Genomic DNA, 20,022 nt, shown 5'->3' on the forward strand with positions numbered 1-20,022 from the left:
GTCCTCCCCCCCCCCCCCCCCCCCTCCCCCCCCCCCCCCCTCCCCCCTTTCCCCCCCCCCCCCCCCCCCCCCCCCCCCCCCCCCCCCCCCCCCCCCCCCCCCCCCCCCCACCCCCTGGGCGCCGGGGGAGCGGGACGGCCCGGACGCCCGCGGCCTGCCTGGCAGTTCGACGCGGCGACCGGGTGGCACCCCCGCGACGACCCGGAACCGGGCTGGAGCCGCGGCGAGGCGTGGCTGCTCCTGGCCGTGGCCGACGCGCTGCTCCACCCGGAGGTGGCCCGCCACCGGCCGGACCGGCTCGACCGCGCGGCGGAGCAACTGCTGCTGAGTCCGGGAGCGTTGACGGGGCGGCTGGTCCCGCCCGACCGGGCGTCCCGGCCGCGGGGGCCCCTCGACACCTCGGCCGCCGCGATCACGGCCGTCGCCCTGCTCAAACTGTCCCGGTCGCGGACGCCCCTGGCCGGGGCGTGCGCGCCCCGGGCCGAGGCGATCCTGCGCCGGCTGGCCGGGGCCCACCTGACGGGACCGGGTCCGGGCCGCCCGGCCGGAATGCTCCTGGACGGCTGCTACGACGCGGCCAAGGGCCTTGCGGTGCGCCACGAACTGGTCTGGGGCGACTTCTTCCTGGCCCTCGGACTGGCCGCCCTCGACGGCCTCGTGGACCTCACCCGCGTGTAGGCGCGACGCTTCCCCCGCCGTAGCCGCGCAGCACCCTGCGGGCCACCGAGGTGACGTGCAGCTCGTCCGGACCGTCGAGCACGCGGGCCGCCCTTCCCGCCCGGAACAGGGCCGGCAGTGCCGTGTCCGGGCCGAGGCCGGCGGCGCCGTGGACCTGGATGGCGGAGTCCGCGACCTGCTGCAGCATCCGCGCGGCCGCGACCTTGGCCAGCCCCACCTCGGTACGGGCGTCCCGTCCGGCCGCGATCAGCGCGACGGCCTCGTGCACCAGGGGGCGGGTGGTGCGCAGCGCGAGCAGTGCGTCGAAGACGTGCTGCTGGACCAGCTGGTGGCCGGCGAGCGGTCCCCGGGACCCGTCGCGGGTGGCGGCACGTTCGCACATGAGGTCGAAGGCCCGCTGGGCCTGACCCAGCCAGCGCAGGCACCGCAGGGTACGGCCGAGCGCGAGCCGCTCGCCCGCGATGTCCAGGGCGTCGCCGCCCGTACCGAGGAGGTGGTCGGCGGGCACGGACACCCGGTCGAACTCGATCTCGTACTGGCCCGCCGCCCCGAGGACGGGGAGTTCCCGTACGACGCGGAAACCGGGCGAGTCCGTCGGGACCAGCAGGAGGGACAGCCCCTCGCGGTCGCCGGCCGCGCCGCCCGTGCGCGCCATGACGGTGACGAGACCGGCGCCGGCGGCCCCGGAGGTGAACCACTTGCGGCCGCTGACGCGCCAGCCGCCGCCGGGCCGGGCCTCGGCCCGGGTGGCGGTGCGCAGCGGGTCGGTGCCCGGCACGTCCGGCTCGGTCATGGCGTAACAGGCGCGCAGCTCGCCCGCCACCAGCCGCTCCAGGTACGCGCCGCGCACCCGGTCACTGCCGTGCCTCTCCAGCATGGTGACGTCGAGCAGCGGGGCCGAGCCCAGCGCGGCGGGACCGTGGTCGCTGGCGCCCTCGGCCTCGGCGAGCGCCGCGTACGCGGGGAAGGCCAGACCGCCGCCGCCCAGCTCCGCGGGGAGCGGCAGCGCCCACAGCCCGGCGGCCCGCGCCCCGTCCCGCAACCCTTCGAGGACGGCGGCGGCGTCCTCCCCGCCCGTGTCCAGCACCGGCTCGGACGGGACCACCCGGGTACGCACGAACCTGCCGACCCTCTCCCTCAACTCGGCTGTCTCCGCGTCTAGTTGAGACATCCCTCCGTATGCCGCGCCCGCATCCGTCACCGCGTTCCTCCTCATTTCCCGGGAACCCATGGGAACTGCCGTCCGACTCCCTGTCCGAGGAACTGGTCGGGTGCGCACCCCTCGGAGTTCCCGCGTTCCGTTCGACCTGGGCGACGGCCACCGCCGCGCCGGGAGAGGAGAGGCATGGCGTCCCCCGCAACCACGCAGACGGTCCGGCCGCTCGCCGCACTGGGCTTCGCCGTCTCGGGGCCCCCGCAGATCACCGACGTCGTCGCCGAGCACCTGCGGCTGCTCGGAGCGGACCGGGACGGGCCCGCCGCCGACGGCCCGGAGGGCGGCATCACGCTCTCCGGAGGCGGCTTCGAGCCCGCCCGGGCCACCGTCCGCTGGGCGGACCCCGGCAGCGGGCTCGTCGACGAGGCCACCGTGCAGGCCGCCACCGGCATGATGGCGGTCCACGGCCGGCGCGACGGCGCCCCGCGCGGCCTGGCCGCCGACTACGCGGCGACGGCCACCGCCGTCCTCACCGTCCAGGGACTGCTCGCCGGCCTGGTCGGACAGGCCCGCGGCGCCGGGCCCGCCCACGTCACCACCACCGCCGACCGCGCCGGGCTGCTCACCGTGTCCCAGTACCTCGCCGCGGCCGGCGCCGACGAGGGCGAGGCCGCCGAACTCGCCCCGGGAGGACCGCCCTTCACCTCGGCCGAGGGCGTGCTCTTCGAGCTGGAGACCCTCGACCCCGGTGCCTGGGCCGGGTTCTGGCGCGCCCTGGGGGCCCCGGCCGACGCCATGCGCGCCGGATGGCGGCCCTTCCAGTTCCGCTACGCCACCGCCTGCGCCCCCTTCCCGCAGGCCCTGCACACCGTGACCCGCTCCCATCCCCTCCCGCGGATCCGGCAGGCCGCGGCGGCCTCCGGCGCCGAGGTGTGCGTCCTGCGCACCCTGGCGGAACGCGCCCTGGAAGCCGACGGCGCCGCCCCCTGGTCGCTGCGGCCCCTGCCGGGCGGCCCCGCTCCCACGGGAGCGCCCGGCACGGCCGCTCCTTCCGCCCGCCGGCCGCTGGCCGGGCTGACGGTCCTGGAGGCGGGCCGCCGCATCCAGGCGCCCCTCGCGGCGCACCTGCTGGGCCTGCTCGGAGCGGAGGTCGTCAGGATCGAGCCGCCGGGCGGCGACCCGCTGCGCGGCATGCCGCCCGCCTGCTCCGGGATCTCGGCGCGCTGGCTCGCCCTCAACCGGGGGAAGCGGGCCGTCGAGATCGACATCAAGGACGGGGCCGACCGCCGCCGGCTCCGCGAGATGACCGCCGAGGCGGACGTCTTCCTGCACAACTGGGCGCCGGGCAAGGGCGCCGAACTCGGCCTGGACGCCGACGACCTGGCCCTCGTCAACCCCGCCCTCGTCTACGCCTACACGAGCGGCTGGGCCGGCCGGCTCCGGGACGCCCCCATGGGGACGGACTTCATGGTGCAGGCCCGGACCGCCGTCGGCGAGGCGGTACGCCCCGAGGGCGAGCCCCCGGCACCCTCACTGATGACCCTGCTCGACGTACTCGGCGGCCTGCACGGAGCCGAGGCCGTGCTCGCCGGACTGCTGCTGCGCGAACGCACCGGCCACGGCGTCCGGGTGGACTCCTCGCTCCTCGGCGCCGCCGACACCCTGACCGGCCCCGCCCTGCGCCGGGCGGCACGCGGAGAGGACCCGCGGCGGCCCGCCCGCTTCCGGTACCCGCTGCCGACGGCCGACGGCTGGATCGCCCCCGCCGACCGGAGCGCGGCGGCCGCGGCCGCGTACGACCTGCGCGACCTCCCCACGGCAGACGCCCTGGACCTGCTGGACGCCCACGGCCTCGCCGCCACCGCCGTCACCACCGACCTCGCGGACCTGCACCACGACAGCCGCCTCGGCGGCCCGGTCAGCCGCGACGCGCACGGCGCCCCCGCCGTTCCCGACCCCTGGAGCTTCGCATGACCGTCGACCTGCACGACCTGCTGCCCGCCGGACTCCGCCGCTCCTGGGTGGTCGACGGCACCTGCCCCGACCTCGACCTCTACAGCCTCTTCCGGGCCCGCCAGATCGCGGACCTGCACCACACGGCCGTCGTGGACGCCAAGGGCACGCTCTGCTACACCGCACTGGACCGCAAGGTGCGATGTCTGGCCACCGGCCTCAGAGACCTCGGCATACGCGAGGGCGACGTGGTCGCGGTACAGCTGCCCGACACCAGGAACGCCGTCGTCGCCGACCTGGCCCTCGCCGCCCTCGGCGCCGTCGCCCTGCCCTTCCCCGTGGGCCGCGGCACCCTGGAGGCCGAGTGCCTGCTGCGCCGGGCCGAGGCCGTCGCGGTCATCGCCGCGACCGAACACCGGGGGCTGCGCCACGCCGCCGACCTGCAGGCGCTCTCGCGGGCCCTGCCCGCCCTCCGGCACGTCGTCGCGGCCGGCCCAGGCCCCGCACCCGCGGGGACGGTCCCGTGGCAGGCGCTGGTGCGCCGCGATCCCGCGGGCTTCGTCCCCGCCCGCCCGGACCCGGACGGCGCGGCCCGGATCCTGGTCTCCTCGGGCTCGGAGGCCGAGCCGAAGATGATCGCCTACTCGCACAACGCGCTGGCCGGCGGGCGGGGCAACTTCCTGGCCTCCCTCATCCCCGACGCGACCCGGCCGCGCTGCCTGTTCCTCGTACCGCTGGCATCGGCCTTCGGGTCCAACGGGACCGCCGTCACCCTCGCCCGGCACGGCGGGACGCTGGTCCTCCTCGACCACTTCTCGCCCGACGCCGCCATCGCGGCGGTCCGCGAGCACGGGCCGACCCACGTCCTCGGCGTGCCCACCATGGTCCGCATGATGATCGAACGCCTCGACGCGACGGGCGAGCGCCTGCCGGCACCGACAGCGCTGGTCCTGGGCGGCGCTCCCCTCGACGAGACGACCGCGGCCGCCGCAGCGGAGGCGTTCGGCTGCCCGGTGGTCAACCTCTACGGGTCGGCCGACGGGGTCAACTGCCATACGGGACTGGCCCGTACGGTCCCCCCGACCGACGCGTCGGGCGTCGTCGCGGGCCACCCGGACCCCAAGGTGGCCGAGATCCGCATCGCCGATCCCGAGACCCACGCCCCGCTGCCCGACGGCGACATCGGGGAGATCGTCTCCCGGGGGCCGATGACACCGCTGTGCTACGTGGGCGCCCCCGACCTGGACGCCCGGTACCGCACGCCCGACGGCTGGGTCCGCACCGGGGACCTGGGCTACCTCGACGCCGACGGCGTCCTGCACGTCGTGGGCCGCCTGAAGGACATCGTGATCCGCGGCGGCGCCAACATCAGCCCGGCCGAGGTCGAACGCGAGCTCAGCTCGCACCCGCAGGTCCGCGACGTGGTGTGCGTGGGCGTCCCCGATCCGCTGATGGGGGAGCGGCTGGCGGCCTGCGTGGTGGCCCGGGGACCGCAGGCTCCGGACCTGGACTCCCTGGGCGAGCACCTGTCCGGGCGGGGTCTGGAGCGGCGCAAGCACCCCGAACGGCTGCTGGTGCTGGAGTCGGTACCGCTGACGGCGGCGGGCAAGCCGGACCGGGCGGCCCTGCGGGAACGCCTGACGGGAAGCGGGCCGGGGGCCCTCCACGGGCTGCCCCGGGCGGTGCCCCTCGCCCAGGCCGGATGACCGACGGGCCCGGCAGCCAGGGGCTGCCGGGCCCGTCGAGGTGGGGCGCCCGGGTCAGGAGCCGCCCATGGCCTTCTTCAGCTCGGCCGCCGCGTTGCGGTAGACGGGCAGCAGGTCGAGGTCCTCGCCCGGGTAGTTGACGATCTTGACCTGCCGGGCGCCGGAGTCGGGCAGGACCGTCCCGGTCGACATGTGGGCGTTGTCCAGGACGAGGGCGGGCCTCTTCGCCGAGAGCTCCGCGAGCTGCGCCGGGGTGACCGCTTCGGGTCCGTACGTGCCGGCCACCGTGGCGCCCGCGAGCTTCGCCGACCACGCCGTGAAGACCTGGGAGACGACGGCGGGGCTCTTCCCGCCGGGCCAGGCGGCCTGGAGGTCCTTGTTCAGCTTGCCGTACTCGGTGTCGAAGCCGGTCTTCCACCGCGTGGCGGCGTCCGCCGTGCCGAAGAGGGCACCCAGCCTGCCGACCTCGGCCTTGACCTTGTCGGGGTCGTTGTCGAGGCCGACCTCGACCAGCTTCGCCTTGGAGCCGGCGGCTTCCTTGATCTTCGCGGCGTACGGCTCGAAGGGTGCGTAGAGCACGAAGTCGGCCTTCGCGACGGCGGCGAGGTCGGAAGGCTTCGGGTCGTAGTCGGGAGCGTGGTGCACCGACTGGGGGACGATGACCTTCACGTCCTCGGCCCCGGCGGCCTTGGCGAAGGCACCTTCCCAGGTGGTGGTCACGACCACCACGGGCTTGCCCTTCCCCGGCTCGCCACCGCTCTCGGCCGGCGCGTCGCCGGAGGCCTTGTCGCTGCCGCACGCCGCGGTCAGCAGGAGTGCCGCGCTCAGTGCGACGAGGGCAGGGATACGGACGCGGGTGCGCGCCATGAGCTGATTCTCCGTTCGGGAATGAAGTGCACGGCGAGGACGAGTGCCCCCGCCGTCAGGACGAGGACCGGCCCGGGCGGCCAGTCCAGCCACAGGGCCAGCAGGAAACCGGCCAGGTTGACGACGACGCCGATGCCCATGGCCCAGAGCGTGATCGACTTCAGGGAGCCGCCCAGGCGGCGGGCCGCCAGCGCGGGCAGCAGGGTCAGGGCGTCGACCAGCAGCGCACCGGTCAGCTTGATCGCTCCGGCGACGGCGATGGCGACCAGGACGAGCAGGGCGGCGGTCAGGGCCCGGACCGGTACGCCCGAGCACTGGGCGAGCTCACGGTCGTGGAGCAGCAGACCGATCTCGCGCCGACGCCACCAGAAGAGGCCCGGCACGGCGACGGCGAGCACGCCGAGGACGACCAGATCCGGCGTCCCGACCGACAGGACCGATCCCCAGAGCAGGGCGAAGGCGCCGGACGCGTTGACCCCCGACACCGCCATGAGGAGCAGAGCCGCGGCGATCGCCAGGCTCATCAGCAGACCCATCGCACCGGACATCCCGTCCGGTGTGCGGGCCAGCGGCGCGACGCCCGCACCGGCGAGGGCGCACGCGACGAGCGCGCACAGCATGGGGTCGAGACCGGTCAGCAGGCCGACGGCGATGCCGAGCAGGGCGACGTGCATCATCGCGAACCGCACCGGCATGATGTCCAGCCCGACGATGACCACCCCGATCACGGGCAGCCCGACCGCCGCCAGCAGCAGGGCGGTCCCGGCCCGCTGGACGGGGACGAGCTGCAGCAGCGCGCCGAGGTCGGCGGTGGCCAGGGTCACCGAGGTCACCGGACCTCCCGCAGCCGGCCCGCGGCCATCTCCAGGACCCGGTCGCAGCGGTCGGCCAGGGCCCGGTCGTGCGTGACGACGACCAGGGTGACGGGGAGGGACAGCAGGACGTCCGCCGCCTCCGCCTGCCCGTCGAAGTCGAGGGCGGCGGTGGGTTCGTCGGCCAGCAGCAGCTGGGCGCCCGCGGCGACGCAGCCGATGGCCCGGGCCAGGTACATCCGCTGCAACTGCCCGCCCGACAGGGTGTGCAGGGGGCGGTCGGCCAGCGCCCCGACACCCAGCCGGGCGGCGGCCTCGTGCGCCGGCCCGGGCGCCGTGCTGCTCGCCAGGAGCTCGCGCCCGAGCAGCGGGAAGCGGCCCGCGGCCGGCTTCTGGGGTATCCAGGCGCAGGCGCGCCGCCGCCAGGCCCACTCGGCGGCGGAGCCGGTCTCCCGGCCGCCGACCGCGATGGAGCCGCTCGTCCGGCGGTGCAGCCCGAGCACCGCGCGCAGCAGGGTGGTCTTGCCCGAGCCGTTGGTCCCGGTCAGCGCCACGCGCTCACCGGCGGCGATGTCCAGATCCACGTCCGAGACCGCCTCCACCCGGCCGTGCCGGCAGGCCACCGCCCTCATGCGCACGTCCAGGCCGCCCATCCCGTACCTTCCCGTCGTTCCGCCCCGCGTGGAGCGACGGGTGTTCGCCGCTCACGTACGGGTAGTCGGGCGGCCGGGGGCGGGAGTTCCCGCGGACCGGGATCTCGTGCGCGGGACCGTCAGCTGCCGGTCAGGCCGGTGCCGAGGGCGGTCGTGGCGGCCGGTACGTCGCCCGCCCAGTCCACGATGCGCACCGCCGCGCCGGCGGCCTCCGTGCCGCGGCACTGCGCGTGGTGGCGCAGGGCGATGCCGTCCAGGTCGAGGTGGGGCGCGAAGGCGGGGTGTGCCGCCAGGCGCCGCGCGTACGCCCACACGTACGGGTGGTCGGTGAGGCGGTACACCGCGGCCGCGTCCAGGTGCCAGCGGTGAACGGTGTCCAGCTGTACCAGCGTCACCCACAACTGCACGTCGGCGGCGGTGAGTTCGGTACCGAGCAGGTACTCGGCGCAGGAGAGGCGGCGCTCCAGGGCGCCCAGCGCGCGCAGCAGGGTGGTGAGCGCGGTGTCCCGCGCCGACGGGTCGGTGCCCGACTGGCCGGCGTGCTGCGCCGCCGCGTTGATGCCCTGCTCGCAGAGGCGTCCCACGGCCTCGATCCGGTCGTCGGTGCCGGCCGGGTACAGGTGCCGGCCGCCGGTGTCGAAGAGCCGGCCCATGTCCTGCAGGATGTCCGGGGCGTGCGTGCTGACGATCCGTCCGGTCCAGCAGTCGGCGAGTACGGGTGCCACGGCCGGTCCGGGGTACCGGTGGGAGCTGGCCTGGTAGAGCGGGCGCAGTGCCAGGTGGCCGCCGTCGGGTGCGTCGGGCACGGCGGGGAGCAGCGTCATCGGGAGGGCGTCCCGCAGGCCGAGCAGGCTGTGCGTGACCGCGATGCGCAGACAGGACGGACCGGACGGGGAGAGGTGGAGGCGGTAGCGGTGGGGGACGGCGGGGTAGCCGCTGCGCGCGTCACGGCCGATCCTGCTCCGGAAGGACGGGCCGGCTGTCGGGCGAGTGGTGGACATGCTTCTCCCTGGGAGTGCTCGGGCACGGGGCATGCGACGACGACTGCGACGGCCGGCGCCGGATGCGGCGCGGCCGGGACCCTGGGGGTGGGTGGGCGCGGGTCAGCGGAGGGCGGGCGCGGGGCCGCCGGGGTGCGGGGGATTCGCCGCACTGCACACGCGCAGGAGGTCGATGTGGCGGCGGGAGGTGAGCAGCGGGAGCGCGGGCGCGGCGGCGCGGACGCCGTCGGTGCCGCGGTCCAGCGCTGAACAGCCCATGATTCCCTACCGGTTCACCAGGATTCGCCGTTCTGGAGTGTCGGTGCGCGTGCGGGCGGGTGTCAAGGCCGCCGTCCGGTCCGCGCACCTGCCGCGGCCACGCACGACGGCACCGGCCCCGGGAGGCCGTTGCCTCGGTGGAGCCGGTGCCGTCGTACGCGGTGTGCCGGGGACCTACTTGGCGCCGAGGCCGGCGTCGGAGACCTCGGGCTTGCCGGCGGCCTTGAGGACCTTGTTCAGGAGCGTCAGGTCGTAGATGCCGGCCAGGTCGGGCTTCTCCAGGAGCTTGGCCTTGACGGCCCAGTCCGACTCGGTCTTCAGCGTGCTCGCGAGCGGGTCGTCGGTGACGAGGATGGACTGCCAGGCCGGGTCGAGGACCTTGGCTTCGAGCTCCTTGCCGCTCTCGGCCTTGAGCTTGGCGTTGGCGGAGGCCTTCGCCTTGTCCGGGTTGGCGTTGATCCACTCGTTGGTCTTGACGGTGCCCTTGAGGACGGCCTCGACGACGTCCGGGTGCTCCTTGAGGAACTTCTGGGACACGATGATGTTCGTGATGACGAACTTCTTGTCGGGCCACAGGGCGGTCTCGTCGAGGAGGACGGAGCCGCCGTCGGAGACGAGCTTGGAGGCGGTGGGCTCGGGGACCCAGGCGCCGTCGATGGAGCCCTGCTTGAAGGCGTCGGGGGTGACCTTGTTGTCGGTGCGGACGACGGAGACGTCGCCCTTGCCGGACTCGGGGTCGACCGTCCAGCCCTTCTCGGAGATCCAGTTGAGGAACGCGACGTCCTGCGTGTTCCCCTTCTGCGGGGTGGCGATCTTCTTGCCCTTGAGGTCGTCGAGGGTCTTGATCTTGTCCGGGTTCACGACGAGCTTGACGCCGCCGGATGCGGAGCCGGAGATGATCCGCAGGTTGGAGCCCTTGGACTTGACGTAGCCGTTGATGGACGGCGAGGGGCCGATGAAGCCGATGTCGAGGGAGCCGCCGTTGAGGGCCTCGATCTCGGAGGGGCCGGCGTTGAAGGACTGCGGCTTGACCTTGGTGCCGCCCAGTTCCTTCTCGATCAGGCCTTCCTGGAGGCCGACCAGGGCGGTGGCGTGGGTCAGGTTCGGGAAGTACCCGATGCGGACCTCGGACGCGGACAGCTTCTGACCGCCCCCGGAAGCCGTGGCGCCGGCCGGCTTCTCGTCCTTCTTCTCGGCCTCGGAGCCGTAGCCGCAAGCGGTGAGCAGCAGGGGGAGCGCGGCGGTGGCGGCGATGGCGCGCAGGGCGGTGAGCGATCTTGCGGCAGACACGGAGGTGTCCTTTCACGGGATGGGTTCAAGAGCTGAGACAGGCGTCTCAAAGCCACCGGTACACACGGCACCCGCGCGCGGCGGTCGGTGGCCGGATCACGGTCGCAGGCTGGGGAACGGTGGGCCGTCGGGCGGCCCCGGGAATCGGGGTCCGGCCGGCGTGAAGAGCGGGCGGCACGGCACCGGCTGTGCCCGGCCGCCGGGTCGGGCCCGGTGGGGGCGGTGAGGGCGGTCAGGCAGGCTGACAGATGGCGCTGGACGTGCGGACCAGATCGATGTGCCGGCGGGAGATCAGCGACGGCGTCCGGTGTACGTGGTGCAGTGTGCGCACGGCCGTCCTCCCCCCGGATCCCTAGTTTTCCCACCTGGTTGGTAGGCATCTTGGCAGACCGGGGCACCCGCCCCAAGAGGTTGACCAGATGATGGACGCCGCCGTCTCGTGCTGCGAGAAATCGCAGGTCAGTGGCTAGGGATTGGTCCAGGCGCCGGGGGCCTGCGTCAGCGCGGACACCGAGGCGGGCAGCTCCGAGGACGCGACGTCGGCGATCGAGACGCCGTCGAGGATCTCGCGCACGTTGGCCCGCAGCGCGATCCACAGGGGGAGCAGCGACTGGGCGGGGCCGGTGTAGGAGAGGTCGGGCGGGCGGACCCCGCGGACCGAGACGAGCGGTCCGTCCACCACGCGGATGACGTCCGCGATGCTGATGGACCGGGCCGGCCTGGCCAGCCGGTAGCCGCCGTTGCCACCGCGCTGGCTGAGCACGAGGCCGCCCCGGCGCATGTCGTTCAGGATGCCTTCGAGGAACTTGTGCGGGATGTCCTGGGCGTCGGCGATGGCCTCGGCCTTGAGCGGCCCGTCGTCCTGCGACGCGGCAAGCTGCAGCGCGGCCCGTACCGCATAGTCCGCCCTGGCTGAGATCCGCATGCGGACATTATCCCGTACGGCTCCGGCCGTCGTAGCGCGCGGGCCCCGCGTCAGCGGAAGGCCGCCGCCACCGCGCGGTGGGAGCCGTTGAGGTAGTGCTCGCCGATCGAGCGCAGCCGGTGCGCGACGGGGCGGTGGGCCGTCAGGACGCGGGCGTTGCGCCAGAACCGGTCCAGGCCCGGGGCGTCGGCGAATTCCAGCACCCTGGCGGTGATGTGCAGGGCGGCCTGCGACGTCACCGTCTCGGCGGTCGCGACCAGGGCGGCGACCCCCGCGGGATCCTCGGCGTCGAGCTGCTCGCCGGCGTCGAGGGCCTGCGCCATCACCTCCGTGGCCCGGTCGACCACCGCGGTGGCGGTCTGGGCGGCGGAGGCGAGCTCCCCGTAGGCGAGGAAGAGGTCCGGGTCCTCGCCGGGCAGCCGGTGCGCGCGGCCGCCCCTGCTGAGGTCGCGCGCCTCGGTGAGGGCGCCCTCGGCGATGCCGAGGCCGACGTGGCAGAGGGCGAGCCGGAGCGCGGGCTCGGCGAGCGCGGTGAACGGCGGGGTCGACTCCTCGTCGTGCGGCCGGCGGCCCAGCACCTGCCCGGGCGGGACCGCGACGCGGTCGAACACGACGGCGCCCGCGCCCGCGACGCGCTGGCCGAGGCGGTCGTGGGCGGGTTCGAGGGTCACGCCCCGCGCGCCGGGCGGGATCCGCACGACCAGGACGTCCCCCGTCACGGCGCACACGGCGTCCACCGCGATCTGGTCGGCGGCGGCCACCGCCGTGTCCACGGGGCGGCGCCCGCTCAGCACGTACCCCGGGCTGCGCGGCCGCAGCGTCAGGTCCGGCCGGTCGGCTTCGCCGCCCGGCGCGGGAGCGCGCACCGCGCCGGTCCACAGCCACTGCTCGCGCGCCGACTCCTCTTCGAGGGCGGTGGCGCGGTGGTCGGCCGCGTAGAAGCGTCCGCCCCACGTGTGCACGTAGTGGCGGGCGAGCACCTCGCCGAGCGAGCTGTCCGCCGCGCCGATCTCCCGTATGACGGCGCATCCGGTCCGCCAGTCCGCGCCGCGCCCCGGCCGGGGCGGGGTGAGCGCGGCGAGCAGCCCCGCCTCGCGCAGCCGGGCGGTCTCGTCGACCGGCGGCCTGCCCGCCTGCTCACGGGTCACGGAGTCGGCGGCCAGGTCCTCCGCCACGTCGCGGGCGGTGCGCAGGAGTGCGCGGCGCCGTGCGGCGTCGGACGGCTGGCCCGTGGTGTTCGTGGTGTTCGGGGTGGTCGGCACCGGCGTCACCGACAGACCCGGACGCCGCGGCACCGCGCGGGGGAGGGGCGTGGGGTGTTGCCGGGAGGGAGGGCGGTGGTCATGTCGGCTGCTCCGGGACGTTGTCGGTGGCGCCGGCCGGTGGCCGGGAGGCCTGGGCGCGCACGAGGGGTGGAAGCCGGGCGGCGCCAGATCCCCACTTTTCCCATCGGATTGATAGGAATACTTGCCCGGAAGCGCCGTCCCGGCAAGACCGCGACCGGATCGTGGACAAGCCGGTCTCGCGATGAAAGACATCGCAGGCAAGAAGCCTGCTGCGGCCGTCGATTGACGGAGCGGCCGTACCCGCCCGGACGGGGTCGCGCGCCGGCAACACGACTGCCAACTTCCCTTAACAGGGCGGTCATTGTATGGCGCAACGGCCGGACATAGCGTTTTCGGCGGATATCCCGACAGGAATCGGCCACCTCCGCGCGGCCGACCGGAAAGCCGCTACCGGAAAGGCGTAATTCGACGTGCCCGCATCCGCATCCCCATCGGCGGCTTCCGAACCGCTGCACCTCGCCGTCGCGCTCGACGGCGCCGGCCGGCATCCGGCCGCCTGGCGCGAACCGGGTGCCCGGCCCGGCGAACTCCTCACGGCCCGCTACTGGGCCGACCTCGTGGCCGAGGCCGAAGCCGGACTGCTCGACTTCGTCTCCTTCGACGACGCCCTCACCCTCCAGTCGTCCTCCCCGGACGGGCCCGACGGACGTACGGACCAGGTCCGCGGCCGGCTGGACGCGGTGCTCACCGCCGCCCGCGTCGCACCGCTGACCCGGAACATCGGACTCGTCCCGGCCGTGACCGCCACCCACACCGAGCCCTTCCACATATCCAAGGCCATCGCCACCCTCGACCACGTCAGCCGTGGCCGTGCGGGCCTGGCCGTCCAGGTGTCGCAACCGGCCCACGAACTGCGGCACTTCGGACGGCGCGCGGCCGCCCTGCCCGAGGCGGAGGCCTACGGCGAAGCCGCCGACCACGTCGAGGCGGTCCGGCGGCTCTGGGACAGCTGGGACGACGACGCCGAGATCCGGGACGTGGCCACCGGCCGCTTCGTCGACCGCGACAGGCTGCACCACATCGACTTCGAGGGCCGCCACTTCAGCGTGCGGGGACCCTCGATCACCCCCCGCCCGCCCCAGGGACAGCCGGTGGTCGCCGCCGCGGGCGCCGCCGCCGCGGCGTACGGCCTCATCGCCCGTTCCGCGGACGTGGGCCACGTCCCCGCGCACGACACCGACGGCGTGCGCGCCGCGGTCGCGGAGGTCCGGCGGGCCCGGGAGGCCGCCGGACCCGCGGCGGAGCCCCTGCACCTCTTCGGGGACCTCACCGTCTTCCTGGACGAGGACGCCCCTACGGCCGGCGCCCGCAAGGAACGCCTCGACGCCCTCGCGGGCACCCCGTACGGCGACGGTGAGGCCGTCTTCACCGGGACCCCGGCACAGCTGGCGGACCTGCTCCAGGACTGGCGGACGGCCGGCCTGACGGGCTTCCGGCTGCGGCCCGGCGGCATCTCCCACGACCTGCCCGCGATCACCCGGGCCCTGGTGCCCGAGCTCCAGCGGCGCGGGGTCTTCCGCCGCGCGTACGAGGCGGCCACCCTGCGCGGACTGCTGGGCCTGGAACGCCCGGCCGGCCGGTACGCCGCCCGCCCCGCCGCCTGATCCGGACCCGGAAGGACCACCATGAGCACCAAGCCGCTCAAGCAGATCCACCTCGCGGCCCACTTCCCCGGCGTCAACAACACCACCGTGTGGAGCGACCCGGCGGCCGGCAGCCACATCGACTTCGACTCCTTCGTCCACTTCGCCCGCACGGCCGAGCGTGCGAAGTTCGACTTCCTCTTCCTCGCCGAGGGACTGCGACTGCGCGAACAGGGCGGGCAGATCTACGACCTGGACGTCGTCGGCCGGCCCGACACCTTCACCGTGCTCGCCGCGCTCGCCGCCGTCACCGAACGCCTCGGCCTGACCGGGACCATCAACTCCACCTTCAACGAGCCCTACGAGGTGGCCCGGCAGTTCGCCACCCTCGACCACCTGTCCGCCGGACGCGCCGCCTGGAACGTGGTGACCTCCTGGGACGCCTTCACCGGGGAGAACTTCCGGCGCGGAGGGTTCCTGCCCCGCGAGGAGCGCTACTCCCGCGCCAAGGAGTTCCTGGCCGCCGCGACCGGGCTGTTCGACTCCTGGGACGGCACCGAGATCGTCGCCGACCCGGACTCGGGCACCTTCCTGCGGGACGCCCGGGCGGGCGCCTTCACCCACCGCGGACCGCACTTCGACATCGAGGGCCACTTCAACGTGCCGCGCAGCCCGCAGGGCCGGCCCGTGTTCTTCCAGGCGGGCGACTCCGACGAGGGCCGCGAGTTCGCCGCCGCCCGCGCCGACGCGATCTTCGGCCGGTACGGCACGCTCGACGCGGGGCGCGCCTTCTACGCGGACGTCAAACGCCGCCTCCCCCGGTACGGGCGCACGCCCGGCCAGCTGAAGATCCTGCCCGCGGCCACCTTCGTACTCGGCGACACCGACGCCGAGGCACACGAGACCGCGCACGAGGTGCGGCGCCTCCAGGTCAGCGGACAGACCGCGATCAAGTACCTGGAGCACGTCTGGAACCGCGACCTGTCCGCCTACGACCCCGACGGGCCGCTGCCCGACGTCGACCCCGACCCCGGTGAGAACACCATCGCCCTCGGCCGGGCCAGCGTCCGCCAGTTCCGCGACCCGATCGGGACCGCCCGGCAGTGGCGCGAGCTCGCCCGCGCCAAGAACCTCTCGATCCGCGAACTCGTCATCGAGACCACCGCCCGCCAGACCTTCGTCGGCTCCGCCGCCACCGTCGCCCGGGCGATCGACGACCTGGTGCAGGCGGACGCCGCCGACGGGTTCATCCTCGTCCCCCACATCACCCCCGGCGGCCTCGACGCCTTCGCCGACACCGTCGTCCCCCTGCTCCAGGAGCGCGGCGTCTTCCGCACCGAGTACGAGGGAACCACCCTGCGCGACCACCTCGGGCTCTCCGTGCCCGCCCCCGCCCACCCCGACCTGTAAGGAGCCCGGCATGTCCGGCATCCCCCTCGGCGTCCTCGACCTCGTCCCCGTCCCGTCCGGCTCCACCGCGGCCGAGGCCCTGCACCACAGCATCGACCTCGCCCGGCAGACGGAGGCCTTCGGCTACGCCCGCTACTGGTTCGCCGAGCACCACCTCAACCCGGGGGTCGCCGGGACCTCGCCGGCGGTCCTCCTCGCGCTCACCGCCTCCGCGACCACGACCATCCGCCTCGGCTCCGGAGCCGTGCAGCTCGGGCACCGCACCGCCCTCTCCACCGTCGAGGAGTTCGGCCTGATCGACGCACTGCACCCCGGCCGCCTGGACCTGGGACTGGGCCGCTCCGCCGGCCGGCCGCCGCAGCGCGTCCCCGCGGCACCCGAGCCCTTCGAGGGGTGGACGCCGAACGGGCTGCGCATCCCGCCTCGCTTCTCCTTCGCGCACCTGCTGGGCCACCCGAGGGTCGCCCTCCAGCAGCGGCTGCTGAACCTGCCCGGCGCCCGGCCGCAGGAGTACGCCGAGCAGGTCGACGACGTCCTCGCGCTGCTGCGGGGCGACTACCGCTCCCCGGAGGGCGTGGAGGCGCACGCCGTCCCGGGGGAGGGGGCGGACGTACAGGTGTGGATCCTGGGGAGCAGCGGCGGGGTCAGCGCGGAGACCGCCGGCCGCAACGGGCTGAGGTTCGCGGCCAACTACCACGTCAGCCCCGCCACCGTGCTGGAGGCGGCGGAGGGCTACCGGGCGGCCTTCAAGCCGTCGGCCGAGCTGGACCGCCCGTACCTGACGGTGTCCGCCGACGTCGTGGTCGCCGAGGACGACGCGATCGCCCGCGAACTGGCCGCCGGATACGCGCCCTGGGTGCGCAGCATCCGCACCGCCGAGGGAGCCATCCCCTTCCCCACGCCCGCCGAGGCGCGCGCCCTGCCCTGGACCGAGGCCGACCGGGAACTCGTCGCGGACCGGGTCGACACCCAGTTCACCGGCTCGCCGCGGACCGTCGCCGACCACCTGGAACGGCTCCAGGAGGCCACGGGAGCGGACGAACTGCTGATCACCACCGTCACGCACGACCACGCGGACCGGGTCCGCTCCTACCGCCTGCTGGCCGAGGAGTGGCAGCGCCGCTGACCTGCCGCCCGGCGTCCTGGTCGAGGCACCGCCCGCGGACTCGTAGACTCGACGGTTGTGGCGGACACCCAGTACGAAGACCTGTTGCGGCATGTGCTCACCTCCGGGACGGCGAAGGCCGACCGGACGGGCACCGGCACCCGAAGCGTGTTCGGGCACCAGCTGCGTTACGACCTCTCCCAGGGGTTTCCCCTGGTCACCACCAAGAAGGTGCACCTGAAGTCGATCGTGTACGAGCTGCTGTGGTTCCTCCGCGGCGACTCGAACGTCGGCTGGCTCCAGGAGCACGGCGTCACCATCTGGGACGAGTGGGCCGACGCCGACGGCGAGCTCGGACCGGTCTACGGCGTGCAGTGGCGGTCCTGGCCCACCCCCGACGGCCGGCACGTGGACCAGATCACCGAGGTGCTCGACACGCTGCGGCGCGACCCGGACTCCCGCCGGATGATCGTCTCCGCCTGGAACGTCTCCGAGCTGGACCGGATGGCGCTCGCCCCCTGCCACGCCTTCTTCCAGTTCTACGTGGCCGACGGCAAGCTCTCCTGCCAGCTGTACCAGCGCAGCGCGGACCTGTTCCTCGGCGTGCCGTTCAACATCGCCAGCTACGCCCTGCTCACCCACATGGTGGCCCAGCAGACTGGCCTCGAACCGGGCGACTTCATCTGGACCGGCGGCGACTGCCACATCTACGACAACCACGTCGAGCAGGTGACCGAGCAGCTCTCGCGCACCCCGTACGACTTCCCCGGACTGCGCCTGCGCAAGGCCGACTCGATCTTCGACTACGCCTACTCCGACGTGGAGGTGCTCGACTACCGGCACCACCCCGCCATCAAGGCACCGGTGGCGGTATGACCGTCGGACTGATCTGGGCGCAGACCCTCGACGGCGTCATCGGCGCCGGCAACACCATTCCGTGGCGGCTGCCCGAGGACATGGCGCACTTCAAGGCCACCACCCTCGGCCACCCCGTGGTGATGGGCCGCAAGACCTGGGACTCGCTGCCCCCGCGCTTCCGCCCGCTCGCCGGCCGGCGCAACATCGTCGTCACCCGAGACCCGCACTGGCAGGCCGAGGGCGCGCTGCGCGCCGGCTCGGTCGCCGAGGCCCTGGAGCTGGCGGCCGGTGCCGACGAGACGTGGGTGATCGGCGGCGGCGAGATCTACCGGGCCGCCCTGGAGCACGCCACGGTGCTCTCGGTGACCGAGATCGACGCGTCGGTGGACGGCGACACCCACGCCCCCGTGCCCGGCCCGGAATGGACCGCGGGCGCGGACGACGCCTGGCACGCCTCGACGTCCGGGCTGCGCTACCGCATCCGCCGGTACACGCGGTAGCGGGACCGCGGGCGCGTCAGCGCCCCCCGTGCCGCGCGGCCTCCTCGCACAGGGCCCGGACGAGGGCCGCGACGCGGGGCCGGCCGCCGCGGCCGAGCACGGCGGCCCCGATGTGGCGGACCGGGCCCGGCGCCGCGACCGGGACCGCGCACAGGCCCGGGACCTCCGGGCCGAGCGCGATGGACGGGATCAGGGAGATCCCCAGACCCGCGGCCACGAGCGAGCGCGCGAAGAAGTAGTCGGTGGTGGTCCCGCGCACCTCGGGATCGAAGCCGGCGATCCCGGCGTACCGGCGCAGGTACGCCTCGGTGCGCAGGCAGCCGAGCACCCAGGGTTCGCCCGCCAGCTCGGAGAGGTCCAGGGCGTCGCGCCCGGCGAACCGGTGCTCCCGCGGCAGGACCACGTACAGCGGGTCCTCCATGAGCGGGGTCCACTCCAGGCCGGAGCCGGCCCCGGGCCCGCCGGGCAGCGGGCCGTCGAAGCGGTAGGCGAGGGCGAGGTCCACGGCGCCCTGGCGGACCAGCGGCAGGGTGTCCTCGGGTTCGCCCTCCCTGATGTGGATCACCGTACGGGGATGCTCCGCCGCCAGCCGGGCGAGGGCGGCGGGCAGCAGCAGCCTGCCCCCGCTGGTGAACGTGGCCACGGTGAGCCGGGTGAGGCCCGTGCCGAGCCGGTCGACCTGCTGCCGCGCGTGTTCGAGCTCGGCCGCGACGGTCTCGGCGGCGCCGACCATGATCCGGCCGGCCCGGGTGAGGGTGACGCCGCGCGTGCTGCGGTCGACGACCTGCGCGCCGATGCCCCGCTCCAGCGCGGCGATCTGCTGGGAGACGGCGGAGGGGGTGAGGCGCAGGGCCGTGGCCGCCCGGTTGAAGCTGCCGTGCTCCGCCACCGCCCGCAGGACGCGCAGCCGCTGTACGTCGATCAACAGTTTTCCTTACTGCGGGATCAGCAGATCATGACTTCTGCTGGTGACGATAGGCCTCCACGATGAGGGCATGCAAAAGATCATCGTCATCGGCGGAAGCCGGTACTTCGGAAGGCTCCTGGTCGAGCGCCTGCACGCCGCGGGGCACCGGGTCACCGTGGTCAACAGGGGCTCCACCCCGCCGCCCGAGGGGGTCGAGCACCTCGTCGTCGACCGGAACGACGAGGCCGCCCTGACGGCCGCGCTCGACGGCCGGACCTTCGACGTCGTGGTCGACCAGGTCTGCTACACCCCGGTGCAGGCCGCCATCGCCGCCCGCGCATTCGCCGGCCGCACCCGGCGCTACGTCATGACCTCCACGATCGAGGTCTACGACCCCGCCACGGCCGCCCTCCCGGCCGTACCCGCCGGGACACCGGTGCCGGAGCCGGCCGTCGACCCGGCCGCCTGGCGGGTGGCACTCGACCTCCCCTGGCACGACCCCGCCTACCTGGAGGACCACTACGCCGAGGGCAAACGCCAGGCGGAGGCCGTCCTCACCGGCGCCGCCGGCTTCGCGTTCGCGAGCGTACGCAGCGCCCACGTGCTCGGCGGCGGCGCGCTGGAGTTCACCGGCCGGCTGGCGCACTACACCGGCCGCATCGCCCGCGGCGAGGAGATCACCGTGCACGCCGAGCCGCTGCCCACGGTCTTCATCCACCACGAGGAGCTGGCGGACCTGCTGCTGTGGGCGGCCGCGGCCGACTTCACCGGCCCCGTCAACGCCTGCTCCGACGGCCCGCTCGACGTGCACGGCCTCCTTGCCGTCATCGCCGCGCAAGCCGGCCGGGAGCCCGTCCTGCGGACCGTCCCGGCGGGCGCGGACGCCTCCCCGTTCTCCTTCGACCGCCACTACTCCATGAGCAACTCCCGCGCGAAGGAGCTGGGCTTCCGCTTCTCCCGCACCGCCGACTGGCTGCCCGGGGCCGTCGCCGAAGCCCTCACCGCCTGAACGAA

At 74.6% G+C, this 20,022-nt stretch carries 20 protein-coding genes; 9 read left to right on the forward strand and 11 right to left on the reverse strand.

Annotated elements, in window-relative coordinates; translation table 11 throughout:
- Positions 1-246: 246 nt before the first annotated feature.
- Positions 247-678: a hypothetical protein gene (locus tag AC07A6_RS10525; RefSeq protein WP_478776838.1), complete on the forward strand. Its 432-nt coding sequence runs from the start codon at positions 247-249 to the stop codon at positions 676-678.
- On the opposite strand, the gene AC07A6_RS10530 is transcribed toward AC07A6_RS10525, so the two are convergent.
- Positions 665-1,849 carry an acyl-CoA dehydrogenase family protein gene (locus tag AC07A6_RS10530; RefSeq protein ID WP_478776839.1) on the reverse strand — a complete coding sequence of 395 codons (1,185 nt, stop codon included), beginning with the start codon at positions 1,847-1,849 and terminating at the stop codon, positions 665-667. The genes AC07A6_RS10525 and AC07A6_RS10530 overlap by 14 nt on opposite strands.
- 174 nt (positions 1,850-2,023) lie before the next feature.
- Here AC07A6_RS10530 and AC07A6_RS10535 point away from each other — a divergent pair, with 174 nt between their 5' ends.
- Both AC07A6_RS10535 and AC07A6_RS10540 read left to right on the forward strand, forming a co-directional pair.
- On the forward strand, positions 2,024-3,808 hold the full coding sequence (locus tag AC07A6_RS10535) for a CoA transferase (protein ID WP_478776840.1): 1,785 nt from the start codon (positions 2,024-2,026) through the stop codon (positions 3,806-3,808).
- Complete coding sequence (locus AC07A6_RS10540) at positions 3,805-5,493, forward strand: class I adenylate-forming enzyme family protein (protein WP_478776841.1); 1,689 nt, start codon at positions 3,805-3,807, stop codon at positions 5,491-5,493. The genes AC07A6_RS10535 and AC07A6_RS10540 overlap by 4 nt, the downstream gene beginning before the upstream one ends.
- A gap of 54 nt (positions 5,494-5,547) precedes the next feature.
- On the opposite strand, the gene AC07A6_RS10545 is transcribed toward AC07A6_RS10540, so the two are convergent.
- The 9 genes from AC07A6_RS10545 to AC07A6_RS10585 all read right to left on the reverse strand — a co-directional run bounded on the left by AC07A6_RS10545 (position 5,548) and on the right by AC07A6_RS10585 (position 12,561).
- Positions 5,548-6,360: a metal ABC transporter solute-binding protein, Zn/Mn family gene (locus tag AC07A6_RS10545; RefSeq protein ID WP_478776842.1), complete on the reverse strand. Its 813-nt coding sequence runs from the start codon at positions 6,358-6,360 to the stop codon at positions 5,548-5,550.
- Positions 6,318-7,193, reverse strand: coding sequence for a metal ABC transporter permease (locus AC07A6_RS10550; RefSeq protein ID WP_362465615.1), 876 nt, complete (start codon positions 7,191-7,193; stop codon positions 6,318-6,320). The genes AC07A6_RS10545 and AC07A6_RS10550 overlap by 43 nt, the downstream gene beginning before the upstream one ends.
- The gene (locus AC07A6_RS10555) at positions 7,190-7,825 is read right to left on the reverse strand and encodes a metal ABC transporter ATP-binding protein (protein WP_386275118.1); all 636 of its coding nucleotides are present in this window, start codon (positions 7,823-7,825) and stop codon (positions 7,190-7,192) included. Before AC07A6_RS10555 ends, AC07A6_RS10550 begins: the two co-directional genes overlap by 4 nt.
- Before the next feature lie 119 nt (positions 7,826-7,944).
- Positions 7,945-8,826, reverse strand: coding sequence for a glutathione S-transferase C-terminal domain-containing protein (locus AC07A6_RS10560; protein WP_478776843.1), 882 nt, complete (start codon positions 8,824-8,826; stop codon positions 7,945-7,947).
- Positions 8,827-8,928: 102 nt separating this feature from the next.
- Positions 8,929-9,084, reverse strand: coding sequence for a hypothetical protein (locus tag AC07A6_RS10565; protein WP_362465624.1), 156 nt, complete (start codon positions 9,082-9,084; stop codon positions 8,929-8,931).
- Positions 9,085-9,258: 174 nt separating this feature from the next.
- Positions 9,259-10,374: an aliphatic sulfonate ABC transporter substrate-binding protein gene (locus tag AC07A6_RS10570; RefSeq protein ID WP_478776844.1), complete on the reverse strand. Its 1,116-nt coding sequence runs from the start codon at positions 10,372-10,374 to the stop codon at positions 9,259-9,261.
- A 232-nt stretch (positions 10,375-10,606) separates the two neighbouring features.
- Positions 10,607-10,705: a putative leader peptide gene (locus AC07A6_RS10575; RefSeq protein ID WP_362465630.1), complete on the reverse strand. Its 99-nt coding sequence runs from the start codon at positions 10,703-10,705 to the stop codon at positions 10,607-10,609.
- 135 nt (positions 10,706-10,840) lie between these two features.
- Positions 10,841-11,299: an RrF2 family transcriptional regulator gene (locus AC07A6_RS10580; RefSeq protein WP_362465633.1), complete on the reverse strand. Its 459-nt coding sequence runs from the start codon at positions 11,297-11,299 to the stop codon at positions 10,841-10,843.
- Positions 11,300-11,349: 50 nt separating this feature from the next.
- Positions 11,350-12,561 carry an acyl-CoA dehydrogenase family protein gene (locus AC07A6_RS10585; RefSeq protein ID WP_478776845.1) on the reverse strand — a complete coding sequence of 404 codons (1,212 nt, stop codon included), beginning with the start codon at positions 12,559-12,561 and terminating at the stop codon, positions 11,350-11,352.
- Positions 12,562-13,055: 494 nt separating this feature from the next.
- Between AC07A6_RS10585 and AC07A6_RS10590 the strand changes: the two genes are divergently transcribed.
- From AC07A6_RS10590 to AC07A6_RS10610, 5 genes are read left to right on the forward strand one after another with little or no spacing between them, the layout of a single operon-like run.
- On the forward strand, positions 13,056-14,249 hold the full coding sequence (locus AC07A6_RS10590; RefSeq protein WP_478776846.1) for an LLM class flavin-dependent oxidoreductase: 1,194 nt from the start codon (positions 13,056-13,058) through the stop codon (positions 14,247-14,249).
- A 21-nt stretch (positions 14,250-14,270) separates the two neighbouring features.
- Positions 14,271-15,638, forward strand: a complete 1,368-nt coding sequence (locus AC07A6_RS10595; protein WP_386275100.1) for an NtaA/DmoA family FMN-dependent monooxygenase — start codon at positions 14,271-14,273, stop codon at positions 15,636-15,638.
- Positions 15,639-15,648: 10 nt separating this feature from the next.
- Positions 15,649-16,764: an LLM class flavin-dependent oxidoreductase gene (locus tag AC07A6_RS10600; protein ID WP_478776847.1), complete on the forward strand. Its 1,116-nt coding sequence runs from the start codon at positions 15,649-15,651 to the stop codon at positions 16,762-16,764.
- Positions 16,765-16,821: 57 nt separating this feature from the next.
- Positions 16,822-17,619: a thymidylate synthase gene (locus AC07A6_RS10605; protein WP_362465651.1), complete on the forward strand. Its 798-nt coding sequence runs from the start codon at positions 16,822-16,824 to the stop codon at positions 17,617-17,619.
- Positions 17,616-18,101, forward strand: a complete 486-nt coding sequence (locus AC07A6_RS10610) for a dihydrofolate reductase (protein WP_362465654.1) — start codon at positions 17,616-17,618, stop codon at positions 18,099-18,101. The genes AC07A6_RS10605 and AC07A6_RS10610 overlap by 4 nt, the downstream gene beginning before the upstream one ends.
- Positions 18,102-18,117: 16 nt before the next feature.
- Here the strand turns inward: AC07A6_RS10610 and AC07A6_RS10615 are convergent, their stop codons facing one another.
- On the reverse strand, positions 18,118-19,026 hold the full coding sequence (locus AC07A6_RS10615; protein WP_386275104.1) for a LysR family transcriptional regulator: 909 nt from the start codon (positions 19,024-19,026) through the stop codon (positions 18,118-18,120).
- Positions 19,027-19,096: 70 nt separating this feature from the next.
- Here AC07A6_RS10615 and AC07A6_RS10620 point away from each other — a divergent pair, with 70 nt between their 5' ends.
- The gene (locus AC07A6_RS10620; protein WP_478776848.1) at positions 19,097-20,017 is read left to right on the forward strand and encodes an NAD-dependent epimerase/dehydratase family protein; all 921 of its coding nucleotides are present in this window, start codon (positions 19,097-19,099) and stop codon (positions 20,015-20,017) included.
- Positions 20,018-20,022 lie beyond the last annotated feature (5 nt).

It is taken from the genome of Streptomyces sp. NPDC044002 (genome assembly GCF_056434525.1).